The 15103-nt window shown below is 67.3% G+C and carries 12 protein-coding genes and 1 pseudogene; 2 read left to right on the forward strand and 11 right to left on the reverse strand.

The window, feature by feature from the left end; translation table 11 throughout:
• Positions 1 to 469 precede the first annotated feature (469 nt).
• The 5 genes from oxc to F6X51_RS16195 all read right to left on the reverse strand — a co-directional run bounded on the left by oxc (position 470) and on the right by F6X51_RS16195 (position 6153).
• Positions 470 to 2233: an oxalyl-CoA decarboxylase gene (oxc, locus tag F6X51_RS16175; protein ID WP_150964716.1), complete on the reverse strand. Its 1764-nt coding sequence runs from the start codon at positions 2231 to 2233 to the stop codon at positions 470 to 472.
• 367 nt (positions 2234 to 2600) lie between these two features.
• Positions 2601 to 3917, reverse strand: a complete 1317-nt coding sequence (oxlT, locus tag F6X51_RS16180; protein ID WP_407658575.1) for an oxalate/formate MFS antiporter — start codon at positions 3915 to 3917, stop codon at positions 2601 to 2603.
• Between the two features lie 571 nt (positions 3918 to 4488).
• Positions 4489 to 5175 carry an alpha/beta hydrolase gene (locus F6X51_RS16185; protein ID WP_150964717.1) on the reverse strand — a complete coding sequence of 229 codons (687 nt, stop codon included), beginning with the start codon at positions 5173 to 5175 and terminating at the stop codon, positions 4489 to 4491.
• An 88-nt stretch (positions 5176 to 5263) separates the two neighbouring features.
• Positions 5264 to 5638, reverse strand: a complete 375-nt coding sequence (locus F6X51_RS16190; protein WP_150964718.1) for a Cif family virulence factor — start codon at positions 5636 to 5638, stop codon at positions 5264 to 5266.
• A gap of 71 nt (positions 5639 to 5709) precedes the next feature.
• Positions 5710 to 6153 (reverse strand): OsmC family protein, encoded by a 444-nt coding sequence (locus F6X51_RS16195; protein WP_150964719.1) that lies wholly within the window; start codon positions 6151 to 6153, stop codon positions 5710 to 5712.
• A gap of 480 nt (positions 6154 to 6633) precedes the next feature.
• Here F6X51_RS16195 and F6X51_RS16200 point away from each other — a divergent pair, with 480 nt between their 5' ends.
• Positions 6634 to 7083 (forward strand): PAS domain-containing protein, encoded by a 450-nt coding sequence (locus F6X51_RS16200; protein WP_150964720.1) that lies wholly within the window; start codon positions 6634 to 6636, stop codon positions 7081 to 7083.
• Between the two features lie 134 nt (positions 7084 to 7217).
• On the forward strand, positions 7218 to 8468 hold the full coding sequence (gene frc / locus F6X51_RS16205; RefSeq protein ID WP_150964721.1) for a formyl-CoA transferase: 1251 nt from the start codon (positions 7218 to 7220) through the stop codon (positions 8466 to 8468).
• Positions 8469 to 8594: 126 nt separating this feature from the next.
• On the opposite strand, the pseudogene F6X51_RS16210 reads toward frc, so the two are convergent.
• The 6 genes and pseudogenes from F6X51_RS16210 to F6X51_RS16235 all read right to left on the reverse strand — a co-directional run.
• Positions 8595 to 9155, reverse strand: a pseudogene (locus tag F6X51_RS16210) (TonB-dependent siderophore receptor); the annotation flags it as partial.
• A 4-nt stretch (positions 9156 to 9159) separates the two neighbouring features.
• Positions 9160 to 10359: a glycosyltransferase family 61 protein gene (locus F6X51_RS28980; protein WP_191970142.1), complete on the reverse strand. Its 1200-nt coding sequence runs from the start codon at positions 10357 to 10359 to the stop codon at positions 9160 to 9162.
• A gap of 346 nt (positions 10360 to 10705) precedes the next feature.
• Complete coding sequence (locus tag F6X51_RS16220) at positions 10706 to 12034, reverse strand: leucine-rich repeat-containing protein kinase family protein (RefSeq protein WP_150964723.1); 1329 nt, start codon at positions 12032 to 12034, stop codon at positions 10706 to 10708.
• 140 nt (positions 12035 to 12174) lie between these two features.
• Positions 12175 to 13413, reverse strand: a complete 1239-nt coding sequence (locus F6X51_RS16225; RefSeq protein WP_150964817.1) for an extracellular catalytic domain type 1 short-chain-length polyhydroxyalkanoate depolymerase — start codon at positions 13411 to 13413, stop codon at positions 12175 to 12177.
• A 95-nt stretch (positions 13414 to 13508) separates the two neighbouring features.
• A complete protein-coding gene (locus tag F6X51_RS16230; RefSeq protein ID WP_150964724.1) occupies positions 13509 to 13928 on the reverse strand; it encodes a CopG family transcriptional regulator in 420 nt (139 codons plus the stop codon).
• A 107-nt stretch (positions 13929 to 14035) separates the two neighbouring features.
• Positions 14036 to 14899, reverse strand: coding sequence for a transglutaminase family protein (locus F6X51_RS16235; RefSeq protein WP_150964725.1), 864 nt, complete (start codon positions 14897 to 14899; stop codon positions 14036 to 14038).
• Between the last annotated feature and the right edge of the window lie 204 nt (positions 14900 to 15103).

Below are 15103 nucleotides of genomic sequence, written 5' to 3' on the forward strand. Positions count from 1 at the left end.
CCCCGCGACACCGGAAGCCCAAACTCCCGCAACACCGCCTTCGCCTGATATTCGTGTATGTTCATGGCACTCCCTTCCCTGGCGTTTCGTCCCCTGGCCGTCCCCGGCACCGGAGCCGCGAAAGTGTGCTCGGAGACGCTTTCGCTGGCGTTCGTCTCGTTCAAGCCGGCCGAGCGAGAGACCCGCGCGACCCGCAGCCTATAGCGGGCGCGGGCGCCGCAGTCTCTCGCCGATGCTCAGGTGTATATAAGTTTAAAATCCTATCGTCGGGCATGACGCGATGCGGCCCTCCAACGCCCGCAGAGGTCCGCCTGAAGCGTCGCGGAATCCGGTGCGCCTGCCCGCGATACGGAAACGCTGCCGGGCCCGGGGGCTCGGCAGCACGGTGACTTGAGGCTCGACTCGGAGGATCGGCGACGCTCGAGCCTTGCTCAGGCGGCCGCCGGATCCCCGATGCCGCCGAAGCGGATCACTTCTTGCGGATGGTGCTCTGCGGGTTGAGGCTGCCGATGTTGCCGCTCTCGCTGCCGGCTTCCGGGTCGATCACCGCATTGATGAGGGTGGGCCGGCCGGAATCCATCGCCGCGTTCACGGCGCGGCTCAGCTCGTCCGGGGTGGTGACGTGGACGCCGACCCCCCCGAAGGCCTCCATCATCTTGTCGTAGCGCGAGTCCTTCACGAAGACGGTCGGGGCGACGTCCTCGTGGCCCGTGGGGTTCACGTCGGTCCCCCGATAGATGCCGTTGTTGTTGAAGACCACGATGCAGACCGGCAGGTTGTAGCGGCAGATCGTCTCCACCTCCATGCCGGAGAACCCGAAGGCGCTGTCGCCCTCGACCGCGAGTACCGGCTTGCCGGTCTCGACGGCGGCGGCGACGGCGAAGCCCATGCCGATGCCCATGATGCCCCAGGTCCCGACGTCCAGGCGCTTGCGCGGCTGGTACATGTCGATGATGCCGCGGGCGAGATCGAGGGTGTTGGCGCCCTCGTTGACGAGGATCGCGTCGGGCCGCTCCTTGATGACCGTCCGCAGCGCGCCGAGGGCGCCGTGAAAGTTCATGGGCGAGGCGTTGTTCATCAGCTTCGGCGCCATCTTGGCGAGGTTGGCTTCCTTGCGCGCCTTGATGGTGTTGATCCAGTCGGCCGGCGGGGTCGGCCACTTGCCGTCCATGCCGTCGAGGAGGGCCGTGACGCAGGAGCCGATATCGCCGACGAGGGGGGCGACGATCTCGACGTTCGAGTCCATCTCCTTCGGCTCGATGTCGATCTGGATGAACTTCTTCGATCCCGGCTCACCCCAGGTCTTGCCCTTGCCGTGCGACAGGAGCCAGTTGAGGCGGGCGCCGACGAGGAGCACGACGTCGGCATCCTTCAGCACCAGCGAGCGCGCGGCGCCGGCCGATTGCGGGTGGGTGTCGGGGAGCAGGCCCTTGGCCATGCTCATCGGCACGTAGGGGATGCCGGACTTCTCGACGAGAGCGCGGACCGCGTCGTCGGCCTGCGCGTAGGCCGCGCCCTTGCCGAGGATGATCAGGGGGCGCTTGGCGCTCTTCAGCACCTCGAGGGCGCGCTGGACGGCAGCGGGGGCCGGCAGCTGCGCGGGCGCGGGGTCGATGACCTTGACGAGCGACTTGGCGCCCGCCTGCGCGTCCATGACCTGCGAGAACAGCTTGGCGGGAAGATCGAGATAGACGCCGCCCGGACGGCCCGAGACAGCGGCGCGGATCGCGCGCGCGACGCCGATGCCGATATCGGCGGCGTGCAGAACCCGGAAGGCGGCCTTGCAGAGGGGCTTGGCGATGGCGAGCTGGTCCATCTCCTCGTAATCGCCCTGTTGAAGGTCGACGATCTCGCGCTCGGACGAGCCCGAGATCAGGATCATCGGGAAGCAGTTCGTCGTGGCGTTCGCGAGGGCCGTCAGGCCGTTGAGGAAGCCGGGGGCCGACACGGTCAGGCAGATGCCGGGCTTCTTCGTCAGGAATCCCGCGATGGCGGCGGCGTTGCCGGCATGCTGCTCGTGGCGGAAGGAGATGACGCGCATGCCCTGCGCCTGCGCGAGACGACCGAGATCCGTGATCGGGATGCCGGGAACGCCGTAGATCGTGTTGATGTCGTTGAGCTTGAGCGCGTCGATGACGAGGTGGAAGCCGTCCGTCAGCTCCTGCTGGCTGTCGGCCTCGGCCGTGTTCACGTCGCCCGTGTGCGTATCGATGATCTGTGCGAGTGCGGACATTCTGCTTCCTCCCGAAGGTTTTGATTGTACGGCTCAGCGGCCCGTTCAAACGGCTCAACTCGGTGTCGCGCCCGCCGATGATGCGGCCGACCGAGGTGACGCTGCCGTCCGGACTCTGCGTGAGGACGTCCTCTGCGGGCGTTCCTCGAACGATGTCGCGGGCCTCGAAGCCAACTCGCGAACACCACTCGAAACTGGCATGCCAAATACCAGATGTCAAACTGGATTCGCGGCCACGCTCTTCACGAACTGCCGATTTCGCGAGGTCGGTCGCCGCCGATCCTACACCCGGTGGCCCATAGAAAAAGGGGCACGGACCTGAAGTCCGTGCCCCCTCTCCGGATTGTCACTCGTATCGAGGTGTGCGTCAGGCGACCGCGATGCGCGACGCCGGCGCTCCGGTCACTTCGGCCTGGCTGTTGGCCACGACGCGCTTGCGCCAGGGCTTCAGCACCGCGATGGCGAGGATCGACGCCAGGATGTTGGCGCCGGCGGCCGCGAGGAACACGCCGTTCCAGTTGCCCGAGCTCTGCTGCAGGTAGTTGGCGAAGGGCACGAGGAGCGCCGCAGTCCCCTTGGCCGTGTAGAGCAGGCCGGCATTCGTCGCGGCGAACTTGGAGCCGAACGTGTCCGTGCAGGTCGAGGGGAAGAGGGAGTAGATCTCGCCCCATGCGAAGAACACGAAGCCCGACAGAAGCACGAACCACAGCGGGTCATGGCCCCAGAGGTACAGCATGTAGATGCCGAAGCCTTCCATGGCGAAGGCGATGAACATCGTGTTCTCACGGCCGATCTTGTCCGAGACCCAGCCGAAGAAGGGCCGCGTCAGACCGTTGAGCACCCGATCGATGGTCGCCGCGAAGGTGATGGCGATCATGGTGACGCCCAGGATGGTCACCGGCACCTTGTCGACCCCGATATCGGCCGCGATCGGCTTCAGGTTCGCGGTGATCATCAGGCCGCCGGCGCCGACGATGACGAACATGAAGTACATCAGCCAGAAGATCGGCTGCCGGGCGACCTCGCCAGGGGTGTAGTTGCGCCGGGTCTGGATGATGTTGGCGTTGGCGACCACCTCCGGGACCTGCCCCTTCTTGGGCGAGGCGAGGAAGAAGGCCAGCAGGGCGACGATCAGGCCCTGGCCGATGCCGAAGTACAGGAAGGCGGCCTGGAAGCCCGCATCGGCGATGGCCCACTGGATCGGCGCGACCGTGAGGGCCGAACCGGCGCCGAAGCCCGCGGCCGTGATGCCGGCGGCGAGACCGCGCTTGTCCGGGAACCACTTGAGGGCGCTGCCCACGCAGGTGCCGTAAACGGCGCCGGCGCCGAGACCCGCGACCACCTGGCCGAGATAGAACATGTTCAGCGTGGTGGCGTAGGCGTTGATCACCCACCCGATGCCGCAGAGCACGCCGCCGAAGAGAACCACGACCTTCGGGCCGTACTTGTCGACGAACCAGCCTTCGACCGGCACGAGCCAGGTCTCGAAGAGCACGAACAGCGTGAAGGCCCACTGGATCGCGGCGCGATCGAAGCCGAATTTCTTTTGAATCTCAGGGACGAAGAACGTCCAGCCGTATTGCAGGTTGGCGATCATCACCATGCAGATGACGCCGATGACCAATTGCATCCATCGATAACCATCGCTCACCGGTTTGGTGGGCGTCACGTCCGTCGTACCCATCGGTTTCCTCCAAGTGCCCTCTACCGGAGCATCGCTGTGGTTCAGAAGAGTAGAAGCTTATCTGAGGGTGGAGGCGGCGAAGTATGTCTCGCGCCCCGTCAGTGATTCGCCAAGGCCGAGGCATCATGCCGAGCCACCGTGCGAATGAAGTGAACGTACCGCACAGCAAGCGCGACAGTTCTTGTAGCCTCGCAGACCGCACGTTGCGAGCGTTGTCGTCGCAACCACGGTATCTGCTCTGACTCGTATATTGTATACCAGCTTCTGCCTCACCGGCTCGCTCGTCAAGAGCACGGCGGGCAAGATTCGATTTTGCATTGCAACATATTTCCCTTTCAAACCCGCGAAAGGGGCTTCTCGGTCGCTTCTCCGGACCGAGCGAAACTCAGGATCGACGTCCTGACGGCATGCCCGACGCTCGCAATTCATGCTGCCTTTTCAGTATTTTGCTCAGATGCTCGTCGCCCAAAATTTCTCCGGGTCGGAAGCGACGAGCCATCGACGAGAGCCGGCACGAAAAATCAACGTGCCTCGGCCGAGCGCTTGCGGACACGGGCTGGCGCCGCAGGGCTCAGTCGCGATCGGCGAGGAAGAAATCGACGGCTTGCGCGACGATCGGTGGTTGATAGGCATGCGGGCCTTCGTATTCGACGTAGGTGACGTCGTAACCCGCCTCCTTGAGACGGGCGGAATGGACGCGGCCGCTGCGATCGATCGGGATCTGCTCGTCCTTCGTCCCGTGGGAGATGAAGATTCGCGGCGCCCCCTCCTGCCTGTGCACGGACATGAAGCCAGCCGACGAGATGATGAGGTGCGTGACGACGTTCCCGTTGGCGAGGCCGGACGACAGGGCGTAGCTGCCGCCGTCGGAATGCCCCGCGAAGGCGAGATGCGTGGGGTCCAGGAGAAAACGGGAGGAGACCGCGGCCAGCGCATGATCAAGGCGCTGACGATCCGGCCCGTGCCCCGCGATGACGATGTCCCAGGTCGGCAACAGGGATTGGGGGGCGAGGAGCAGGAAGCTCCGCGCCTCCGCATGCTGCTGCAGCATCGGCAGGATCTTGGCCGCGCTGCCGCCGCCGCCATGGAACAGGACGACGAGGGGCGTGGGACGGCGCGCATCGATGCCATGGGGCACGCAGAGGAGGGCGTCGCGCTCTTCGAAGAGCCCGAGTTCGTGCCGCCCCGGCGGCAGCGGCGCCTCGGTCGGCAGGCGATGGGCGAAGCCGAGTTGCCCCGCGAGATGGGGATCGATCATGCCGCGCACCCGGTTGCGGGATTCGAGCGCGGATCGTCGTCCTTCATGATCACCATCCTGGTCTGGCCTCTCCTTCGGCGAGAATCGCCTAATCCTTGCCGGGGGTCAGCGGGCGAAGCTTCAGCTGGTCGATGAACCAGAGCCAGGTTCCGTCGTCCTGCTGCCGCGCGGCCTCGACCGAGACGTTCCCGTTCGGCAGGCGGGCGAAGGTGAGGGCGACGGACCCGTTGCGGAGCGCGGGCGGCGCGTCCACGGCCGGGAAGTTCGATCGCTTGGCGAGAAGGTCCGTGTAGAATGTCCGGATCTCGGTGTGGCCCGTCGCGACGACTTCGCCGACCGCCACCACGGCGTCCGGCTCGTACAGGGCGACGAGTCCCTCGGCGTCGCCCGCATTCGCACGCTCGTTGAAGAGACGCGCGAGATCTTCCGGCTCGTGCGCAGCCTTGCGGTCGGTCTTGTTCATGGACGGATCCTCCTTGTTCGATTCTGAAATTGGCTCTCGGCGGGAACTCGGCTCAGCCGCCGGCCGGATCCCTATTTCAGGCGCACGCCCTGGCTGTCGCGCACCGAAACCGCCACGGGAATGCCGACCTTGACGCTCTCGGACACCGTGCAGAAGCGCTCGAACTGAGCCAGGACCTTGTCCAGCCGGTCCAGCGCGCCGGCGTCCGCGCCCAGGGAAATCGCGACGTCGATCCCTGTGATCCTGAGGCGGCCCTCCGCGTTGCGCTCGACTGCACATGTCGCCTCCGCCACGACGCCTTGAGCATCCTGCTTGTACTTGCCGAGGGCGAAGACGAGGCTGGCGCACAGGCAATTCGCCACACCGGCAACCAGCAACTGCTCGGGGAATGGCCCCTCCCCGCGTCCGATCGGGATCGCCTCGTCGACGAGCAGTTCGGGAATCAAGGAGCCGAAATCCACCGTGAATTTGTAATTGTCGACCTGCTTGATCGTGATGCTCGGGCTCGAGGCCATGTGGCTCTCCTGATGCGAGCGCCTCAGCGGGCGGCTCGATCCGTTCTGACGATGGCAGGGCTGCGATCCGCCGGGCGGATGGCGATCAGGCCATCACGATCATCGAGTGAGGCCCGGCATCACGGCACGAAGCCAATGCTAGGCATCGCTGCCGCCAGTGCCAAGGGCGGACGCTTCGAGACCGATGCCCGCGCACCGGTTCCGCCGAGACCTCACCCTTGACAACGGCAGCCCTGTTGGCATACCACATGCCAACCGCCCACGAAATGATCGCGAAAGCGACGAAGGGCGGCGGAACGGCCGAACGCTTTCGACGGGAGGAAGAGATGCGGACCGTCAAACTACTTGGCATTGCTCTGTCATGCCACCGCGCAGCGTTACAATTCCGACGCGACGTCAACGCTGATCTTTAGCTGTCCTATGCGGTGATCATTCCGGCCGCCTCTCGATGAGCCTGAGCTTCGGGCGCGATAAGACACGATGCCGCAAACTGTCAATCTCGACGCCTTGATCGCCTCAATTGGCGATGCGATTGTTGTGTCCGATGTTGAAGGCTTGATAACACTCTGGAATCCAGCCGCCGAGCGGATATTCGGCTTCTCGACAGATGAAGCCCTCGGTCAGCCACTTGATCTGATCACGCCCGAACGGCAACGGCAACGTCATTGGGACGGTTATTACAAGACGATGCGGACCGGCGAGACCCGCTACGGCACCGACGTGCTTCGGGTTCCCGCCGTCCACAAGGATGGTCGGCCCCTGTCGATCGCATTCACGGTCGGCCTTCTTCACGATGCCGACGATACGGTCACGGGTATCGCGGCGATCATCCGCGATGACACCAAGCGTTGGAATGACGAGCGGCAGTCGCGTCGGCGTTTGAACGAACTCGAATCCCAGCTCGCCTCGTTGAGTTGCGGTGTGTCCTAGACGAACTGCCCTGCTGAACCAGGCACCAAATTTTTTTCGGGCAAGCCCACAGGCCCAAGCCCACAGGCCCGAGACGTCATCGAAGACTTCGCCCCGAAAGCCCAAGCCAAACGATCCAAAGGGAGAGCACCAAGATGAGCCAACCGCTCGAAGGCATCAAGATCATCGATTTCACCCACGTCCAGGCAGGCCCCGCCTGCACGCAGCTGCTGGCCTGGTTCGGCGCCGACGTGATCAAGGTCGAGCGCCCCGGGGCCGGCGACGTGACGCGAACCCAACTCCGTCACGTGGAGGATGCGGACGCCCTCTACTTCACCATGCTGAACAGCAACAAGCGTTCGCTGACGCTGGACACGAAGACGGCCCAGGGCAAGGAAGTCCTTGAGAAGCTGATCCGCGAATCCGACGTGATGGTCGAGAATTTCGGTCCCGGCGCGCTTGATCGCATGGGCTTCTCCTGGGCGCGGATCCAGGAGCTCAACCCGGGCATGATCCTCGCCTCGGTCAAGGGCTTCTCCGACGGCCACCATTACGAGGACCTGAAGGTCTACGAGAACGTGGCGCAGTGCGCCGGCGGCGCCGCCTCGACCACGGGCTTCTGGGATGGTCCGCCCACCGTCAGCGCCGCGGCTCTCGGCGATTCCAACACCGGCATGCACCTCGCCATCGGCATCCTCACGGCGCTCCACCACAAGAGCAAGACCGGCAAGGGTCAGAAGGTCGCCGTGTCCATGCAGGATTCGGTGCTCAACCTCTGCCGTGTCAAGCTGCGCGACCAGCAGCGCCTGGATGCCCTCGGCTACCTCGAGGAGTATCCCCAGTACCCGCACGGCGAGTTCTCGGACGTCGTGCCGCGCGGCGGCAATGCCGGCGGCGGCGGTCAGCCGGGCTGGGTTCTGAAGTGCAAGGGTTGGGAGACCGATCCGAACGCCTACATCTACTTCACGATCCAGGGCCATGCCTGGGCACCGATCTGCAAGGCGCTCGGCAAGGAGGAGTGGATCGACGATCCGGCCTACAACACCGCCCGTGCCCGCCAGGACAAGATCTTCGACATCTTCAACACCATCGAGGAGTGGCTCGGCGACAAGACCAAGTTCGAGGCGGTCGACATCCTGCGCAAGTTCGACATCCCGTGCTCGCCGGTTCTGTCGATGAAGGAGATCGCGGCCGATCCGTCGCTGCGCGCCAGCGGCACCGTGGTCGAGGTTCCGCATCCGAAGCTCGGCTCGTACCTGACCGTCGGGAGCCCGATCAAGTTCTCCGACCTCAAGGTCGAGGTGAAGGCGTCTCCGCTGCTCGGCGAACACACGGACGAGGTCCTGCGCGGCCTCGGCTACACGGAGCAGCAGATCGAGCGACTGCACCAGGAGCGCGCGGTCTAAGGCCCCCTCCCTTCGCATGACGAGATGGCGGCGCGCTGGCAGGCGCGCCGCCATTCTGCGTTTGAGGCCGGCCTGCGACGCGAGGGCCTGGCGGCCTCAACCCGCATCCGCACGATGCCTGCGCCGGCCGTTCAGGGTGCCGGTGTCGAGGCAGGTGGCGAGCCGCATCTGCCAGTCGGCATCGAAGCGGTGATCGAGGCGCAGCTGCATCGCGTTCGAGATCTGCGCGGTGTTCCGGCCGGGCTTCCCGAGGAAGCGCGAGATCGGCAGGAAGCCGAGTTGCTTGTCGATGGCGATCACGCCCCGGTCGAACACGATCCGGTTGCGCACGAACTCGGTTTCGATCGTGGCCTTGGTGTCCGGCGTTGATCGGCCAGCTGACCACGGGCGCGACGAACAGCCGGTCTCCGTCGACGAAATCGCGGACGCTGTCCTGCCGCCCGGCCGCGAGGTTGAAGCGGCCGAGGAGCGTGCCCTCCTGGGTGAGCGAACCGCCCGCATCGACGGTGCCGCGGACCTGCCCGAAGCTGCGCCGGAGGCCGCCCATCTCGACGAAGCACTCTGCGGGTTGACGGCCCCGCCCGGGTCGCCGTACCCGAACAGGGCGCCCCCCGGCCCCTTGAGAACCTCGATGCGCTCGCCGTTCTGGGCATCGGCCTGCGGCGGGAAGTCGCGGTTGAGGGAGAAGTCGCTACAGGATCGCGGCCATCACTGCGTCGACGCTCATGTCGAGGTCCATGTCCTTGGCGCCGTGCCGACGCGCCTGCCCGGTGACCGGGCAGCGGACCTCCCGGTAGGTGTGCCCGTTCAAGCCGGCCAGGAACCAGTAGAAGGTATCGGCCATCGTGGTCGGAGCGAAGACCGTGATGCGGGCGCCCGGCGCCGTGAAGCTGATATTGGAGAGGCCGGCCCCCATCACGCCGACGATCCTGCGGGCATTCTTGAAGGCGGCGACCTGCTGGCGGAACGACATTCCGGCCGGGTCGATCACCCGGAAGCCCGCCCTCTGGAAGGCCTCCGCGACCGCATCCTCCTCGGCGAACGCCCGCGTGAAGCCGCGCCGGGTCACGTAGATCGCCTCGTCGGGATCGCCGGGCACCTGTGCGGCGACCTCGCGCGCCGCGTCGAAGACGAGGGGCGACATGAAGATCCCGTGATGGGTCAATTGCTCGACCAGGTACACATCCTCGCACCACATCGGTTCGCAGGCCGGGACGAGGCGCCTGCGCGGCAACCCGAGCAGCGCAGCGGAATCCCGAAGGGCGCGGCCGAGGGCACCGCTCTGCGGCGGCACGATGTAGCGCATGGTCTGCAGGCCGAGATCGCGCAGGATCGCGGCCCGGGGCATCATCTCGTTCAGCCAATGTCCGTAATTGTCGTGCCCTGGCTTGAAGCACAACGCCATCGGCTCGCGGAAGCGGTTCACTCTTCCGCGCAGCAGGGCCGCTCTGAGAACGTCGAGACCGTGGTTCAAATCGTGGTTCGTGTGCTGGGATATGCTGGACCGATAAATCCCGAGATCGTCCGCACGAACCACGAGACCTTGATTTGTCAGGTAAACGTTTTGAAACCGGCGCACGATGACGTCGCTTTCCTCGTACGCTCCGTGCGCCCAGGCACCGCGACAGGCATCGCGGACATCGGCGGGCATCAGATCTTCGTTCCGCAGGTCCGGGTAGGGTATCGCGAAGGCGGGCGAGCGCAGGCGCGTGACGATCGTCGCGTCCGTGTCTGGAAGCACGACGGCGGCGCCGGAATGGGTGTTCGCCAGGGCGATCTGCGCCCGGCGTGTCGCAGCGTCGTTGAAGCTCCTGCCGGTCCGGATCAAGTCCGTGACGGCCGAGCGGCTTCTCTGGAGAAGCCGGCGCCCCCTGCGGAGCACGCGCAGCATCACGACGCCGGACCCAAGTCGCGCGTGACGGCGGGACATCCTCTGGGCCGGCGCCGCGACGCGCGCTGCCGGAGCCTGCAGCGCGAAGCATTCGGGGAAAGGGCCGCGGCACGCCAATGCAAACTTCGAATCCTGATGCTCATGCGGCTGCGGATTGTCTCGACAGCCCGAGGGCCATGGTCTTGCGCGGGAAATCAAGCCCTCTTCGCGGCGTCGTGCCCTGATCGATCGGACAGAGACCGGAAAATCCGAAGAGCGAGGCCGTTGCGATCACACCCGCGTCCGGATTTATCCTGGGAGTTTCGCGAGCGCATCAGCGCCCTGGGACGGTAGGATGCGACCGGACTCACGTCTGAGGCGCGGAGGTCTCCGGCGCGAGGCCGGTCAGGGTGGCGAGCACCTCGGCCATGCGCGGCCGCGCCCGCGGATCGGGCTCGATGCAGGCGCCCTCCAGGGCCCGCAAGGCGACGCTTCGATCGGGCTCCGTGGTGCAATGATCGAGGAGCTCGCCGAGGAGGAGGCCCCAGGCCCGTGTCTCGATCCGCTCCAGATCGGCTGCGGCCGGCCCAGCGGGCAGCACGGAGGCGGCGCCGAAATCGCTGAGCACCGCCTCGCCCGCCCCGCCATCCCAGAGGATATTGTGGGCGTAGAGATCGCCGTGCAGGATCCGCCCGGCGTGAAGGTGAGCGGCGGCGGCCGCCGTCGCCCGCGCGATGCTGATTGCGGCGCGCGGCGCGAGGCGCAGGCCGGGATCGTAGACGTCGCGGCTGCAGCTCGCGAGGCTCGGCGGCCCCGCGAGCACGCGCCAGGTGTCCGGCAGGAGCGGCATCAGGAGCCCGTGGGCCGCCTCCGGATGCCCGGTGACCTGACCAAGCGCCCCGGTGAGGTGCGGGTGCCGGCCCGCAGCCAGGCAGGCCGCCATCTCCTGTTCGGGCAACCCGTCGCTGGTCATGGCCCCCTTGAACAGCTTCAGGGCGACGGCTTGCGCGGCGCCAGCGCCGTCTTCGCGCCAGAACGCCCGATGCACGCGGCCCGAAGCGCCCTCTCCCAGCAGCGGACCGGGTTCGAGGTGGGACCAGGGGACCTGCGGAACGGGCATCGCTGTGGGCGGGCCCTCGAGCGGGTTCCCGGCCCAGGCGATCCAGGCGAGGGCAGGCAGCTCCGTCAGCCAGGGCGGCAGGGCCTCGAAGCAGTTCGCGGACAAGCGCAGAAGCTCGAGATTCGGCGCGCCCGCGAGGGAGGCGGGCAGAACCTTGAGGCGGTTGCCCGAGAGCATCAGCTTCTGGAGATGGGGCCGCTCGCCCAGGGCCTCGGGAAGCGCTTCGATCCGGTTGTCCGTCAATGTCAGCCAGCGCAGGAACGGGGGCAGGGATTCGCCCGGCACGTCGCACAGACCGGTCCCCCGGAAGCCGATTTGGCTCAAGGCGCGGCAATCCCCGAGGCAGGGCGGCAGCCGCGCGAACCGCGTACCGGAGCAGAACAGCACGCGGAGACCGGTGAGGCGCCCCATATCGTGGGGAAGTGCGCTGAGATCGGTGCCGCTGAGATCCAGCACCTCCAGGGTCTCGGCGAGGCCGAAGATCTCGCGCGGAAAGGTGGTGAGCTCGCCTGTGAGGCGCAGGCTGCGCGCACCGGCGAGGTCCCCACGCCGAAGCGCCTGCAATGGATCCTGCATCCTCGCCGCCCTGATCCTGGCCTGCGGCCAATTCCTGTCTGGAGGGTTCGCAGATCGCGCGGGGCTTGAGAAGGGCGGGGCAGCGACGGTGCAGGTTCACCGGAGGGCACCCCGGTCGGGGCGCCCTCCGGTTGCGAGGTTCAGTGGCGCGTCTGCGCCGGCACGCGCGCCTGGCTCCGAAAGAAGCGCATCATCTCGCGGCTGGCATCGGGTCCGCGCGGATCCGTGTAGGAGCCCGCCGGGCTGCCACCGGACCAGGCATGGCCGGCCCCGTGCAGCACCCAATGCTCGAGAACCTCCCGGCCGGCCGCGTCGGACTGGACCGTGCGCGTATAGGCCATCCCGCCGGGCGTCTCGCCTCGCGTCACCTGCCGCGACAGGTCCGTCCCCGGCGTCGCCTGGGCGATGACCTGATCGCCATTGACGGGGTTCACGGTCCGGTCGCCGTCACCGTGGAAGACGATGGTCGGCACCGCAGGGCCCGCCCCGCGCGGCCGGGCCGCGCCGCCGCCGCTCATGGCCGCGAAGGCCGACGGCATGTCCCGGGCGGCCCCGCAGGCCAGTCCCGAATGCACGCCCGCCGCAGCGAACAGGTCCGGATAGGTCTGGGCCATGATGGCCGCCGCGGCGCCCCCTGCCGAGAGGCCGGCCACGTAGACCTGGCCCGCATCGGCCGAGAACTCCGCGATCACCGCCCGCGCGATGCCGGCAATCAGCGCCGGCTCGCCGCCGTCCCGCTGCTGGTCCCCGGCGTTGAACCAGTTCCAGCACTTCTGCAGGTTGGCGGATTGGGGCTGACGCGGATAGGCGACGAGGAACGTCTGTTCCTCGGCCAGCTCGTTCATCCGCGTGCCGGCGGCGAAATCGTCGGGGTTCTGGGTGCAGCCGTGCAGCATGACCACGACGGGCAGCGCCTGGCCGGTATAGCCGCTCGGGACGAAGACCTTGTAGGTCCGGCTTCCGGCCTCGGCCGTGAAGCTCCGCTCCTCGAAGCGCGCCCCATCCGGGACCGGAGGCGCCTGACGGGCCGGCCCGACGCCCTCGCCAAGGCCCCGCCCGAACCCCTCGCCGAGGCCGGGGAGCGCCCCCGGCGTGGCGAGCCGCTCGCGGAAGGTCCGCATCGTCTCGCCAAGATCCGGGAAGGCTGCGGCCTTGGCCTGCCCGGGGGATCCCGGGGCCGTCCAGGCTCCGCCCGCTTGCGCGGGGGGCACCATGTCGATGATCGACCGGAAGGCGGACGCGCGGGCGCTCCGGCCCGCCTCCTTGGGCGCCGGGCCCGGCGCTTCCTGGCCCTTGAGCAGCGCCATGGCCTCGGCGAGCTTGCCGGCCCGGGTCAGGCGGGTCACCTCGCCGATGTCGATCGTGCCGAATGCGGTCATGGTCATGATCCTTCGTTCGCCCGGACGATGGCCTGGGCGTGAGCGCCGCTTCGCGGCAGGTCGGTGGGGTGTCGTGGTTCGGTCGTGTGGTCCGGTTAGGCGGTCCGGTCGGCCAAAGCCGCCTTCACGGCGGCGCTGGCGTGGAAGGCGCCCAGCACCTGGATCGAGGCGATCGCCGCGCGGGCGAGTTCCGGCGTGACGTCCTCGGCGATGGTGGCGAGACCGAGGACCTGGATGTTGAGCGGCACGCCCGCATCCCGCGCGGCCTCGAGATCCCGCCGGGTGAAGTGCGACAGGCCGAGGCTGAGCTGGCGGCGCGTCACGGACTGGCGCACGGCCTCCTCCTGCCGCTCGAGCTGGTTGCGCACCGCGGTCCGGATGAAGTCGGCACGGTTGGCGTAGAACCCGTCCCGCACCATGAGATCGACCCGACCGAGGTCGACGAAGCCGAGATTGACCGTCACTTTCTCGCTGTCCGGCGTCTTCGGCCGCAGCTCGTGAACGTTGTCCGCCATCTCCTGAACCTCTCTAGACCATCCCGTTGGATGGTCTAGAGATGGCGTGCGCCATCCGAACCGCAAGGCCCGGTGTCGTCGAATGTTCGCCCGGGCCTGGAGAGGCGCTAGAGCGAGGCGACGCGCACGGTCACGCCCATGCCCATGAACGCGTCGGGGGAACCGAGATAGCTGCCGACGACCGGCATGGCCTGCCGGATGTCGCGCGCGACGGCGACCGGGATGAGGTTCGCGCCGCCCATGCTGCGGTTTGTCGGATCGAAGGTGATCCAGCCCGCGCCGGGCACGTAGACCTCCGCCCAGGCATGGGTCGATCCGGAATCGGCGGAGCCGACCAGGGTGCGGGTGGGGTCGTGGAGGTAGCCCGAGACGACCCGCGCGCCGAAGCCGAGGCTGCGCACGGCCTCGACGAACAGGGTCGCGAGGTCGCGGCAGGATCCCTGCGCGCGCCACAGGGTCTCGTTCGGCGGTTGCGTGCCCTCGTCCTCGCGCGCCTGGTAGGCGATGGCGTTGGCGACGCCCGCGTTCAGGTCCTGCAGGAGCGCGAGGGTGCCGGTCGGGTTGCCCGCGACGAAGCCCTGCGCCCACGCCCGCAGGCGCCCGTCGTCGGGATATTGCAGGATCGTCAGGGCGCCGAGATCGGTCCAGGCGTCATCGGCGTAGCGGAAGGGGTAGGATTGGGCGCAGGCCGCGATGTCGAAGACCGGGTAGACCTGTGCGGAGAGTTCGACCTCGGCTACGCTGTCGATCACCAGGGTGTCGGAGGGCGTGCCGAAGGTGGCGGTGGCGAGCGCGTTGCCGGCGACGTCGTTCGCCCAGTTCAGGACCGCGTCCGGCGTCAGCGCGAGGTGGCTCGAGAGGAGGCGCACGTCGCGGCTCTCGCGGGGCCGGAGCAGCAGCCTATGGGCCCCGAGGCTCACGGGCCAGCGGTAACGATACTCGGTCCGGTGATGGATCTGCAACCTGACCAAGTGACGTCCCTCCGAGACCTGTCCGGCCTGACTGACTATCCCGCACGGCCCGCCATCGGGCCAGACGCCCCGACGCAGGCGGGAGCCCCGTCGTCAGGGCGGACCGATCGACAGATTTCCCACGATGGGAGCCGGCGAAGAGCTTGTTCGAGACGTTCCGGACAGCCGAAGCCCGACGCAGGATCTCCCCATAGACTGGACGAT

Source organism: Methylobacterium planeticum (genome assembly GCF_008806345.1).
GTDB lineage: Bacteria > Pseudomonadota > Alphaproteobacteria > Rhizobiales > Beijerinckiaceae > Methylobacterium > Methylobacterium planeticum.

Coding starts and splice junctions, on each gene's coding strand:
- F6X51_RS16190 (WP_150964718.1), bottom strand. CDS start 5,638: ATGAACAAGACCGACCGCAAGGCTGCGCACGAGCCGGAAGATCTCGCG.
- F6X51_RS28980 (WP_191970142.1), bottom strand. CDS start 10,359: ATGCTGCGCGTGCTCCGCAGGGGGCGCCGGCTTCTCCAGAGAAGCCGC.
- frc (WP_150964721.1), top strand. CDS start 7,218: ATGAGCCAACCGCTCGAAGGCATCAAGATCATCGATTTCACCCACGTC.
- F6X51_RS16185 (WP_150964717.1), bottom strand. CDS start 5,175: ATGATCGATCCCCATCTCGCGGGGCAACTCGGCTTCGCCCATCGCCTG.
- F6X51_RS16220 (WP_150964723.1), bottom strand. CDS start 12,034: ATGCAGGATCCATTGCAGGCGCTTCGGCGTGGGGACCTCGCCGGTGCG.
- F6X51_RS16230 (WP_150964724.1), bottom strand. CDS start 13,928: ATGGCGGACAACGTTCACGAGCTGCGGCCGAAGACGCCGGACAGCGAG.
- F6X51_RS16225 (WP_150964817.1), bottom strand. CDS start 13,413: ATGACCGCATTCGGCACGATCGACATCGGCGAGGTGACCCGCCTGACC.
- F6X51_RS16200 (WP_150964720.1), top strand. CDS start 6,634: ATGCCGCAAACTGTCAATCTCGACGCCTTGATCGCCTCAATTGGCGAT.
- F6X51_RS16195 (WP_150964719.1), bottom strand. CDS start 6,153: ATGGCCTCGAGCCCGAGCATCACGATCAAGCAGGTCGACAATTACAAA.
- oxlT (WP_407658575.1), bottom strand. CDS start 3,917: ATGGGTACGACGGACGTGACGCCCACCAAACCGGTGAGCGATGGTTAT.
- oxc (WP_150964716.1), bottom strand. CDS start 2,233: ATGTCCGCACTCGCACAGATCATCGATACGCACACGGGCGACGTGAAC.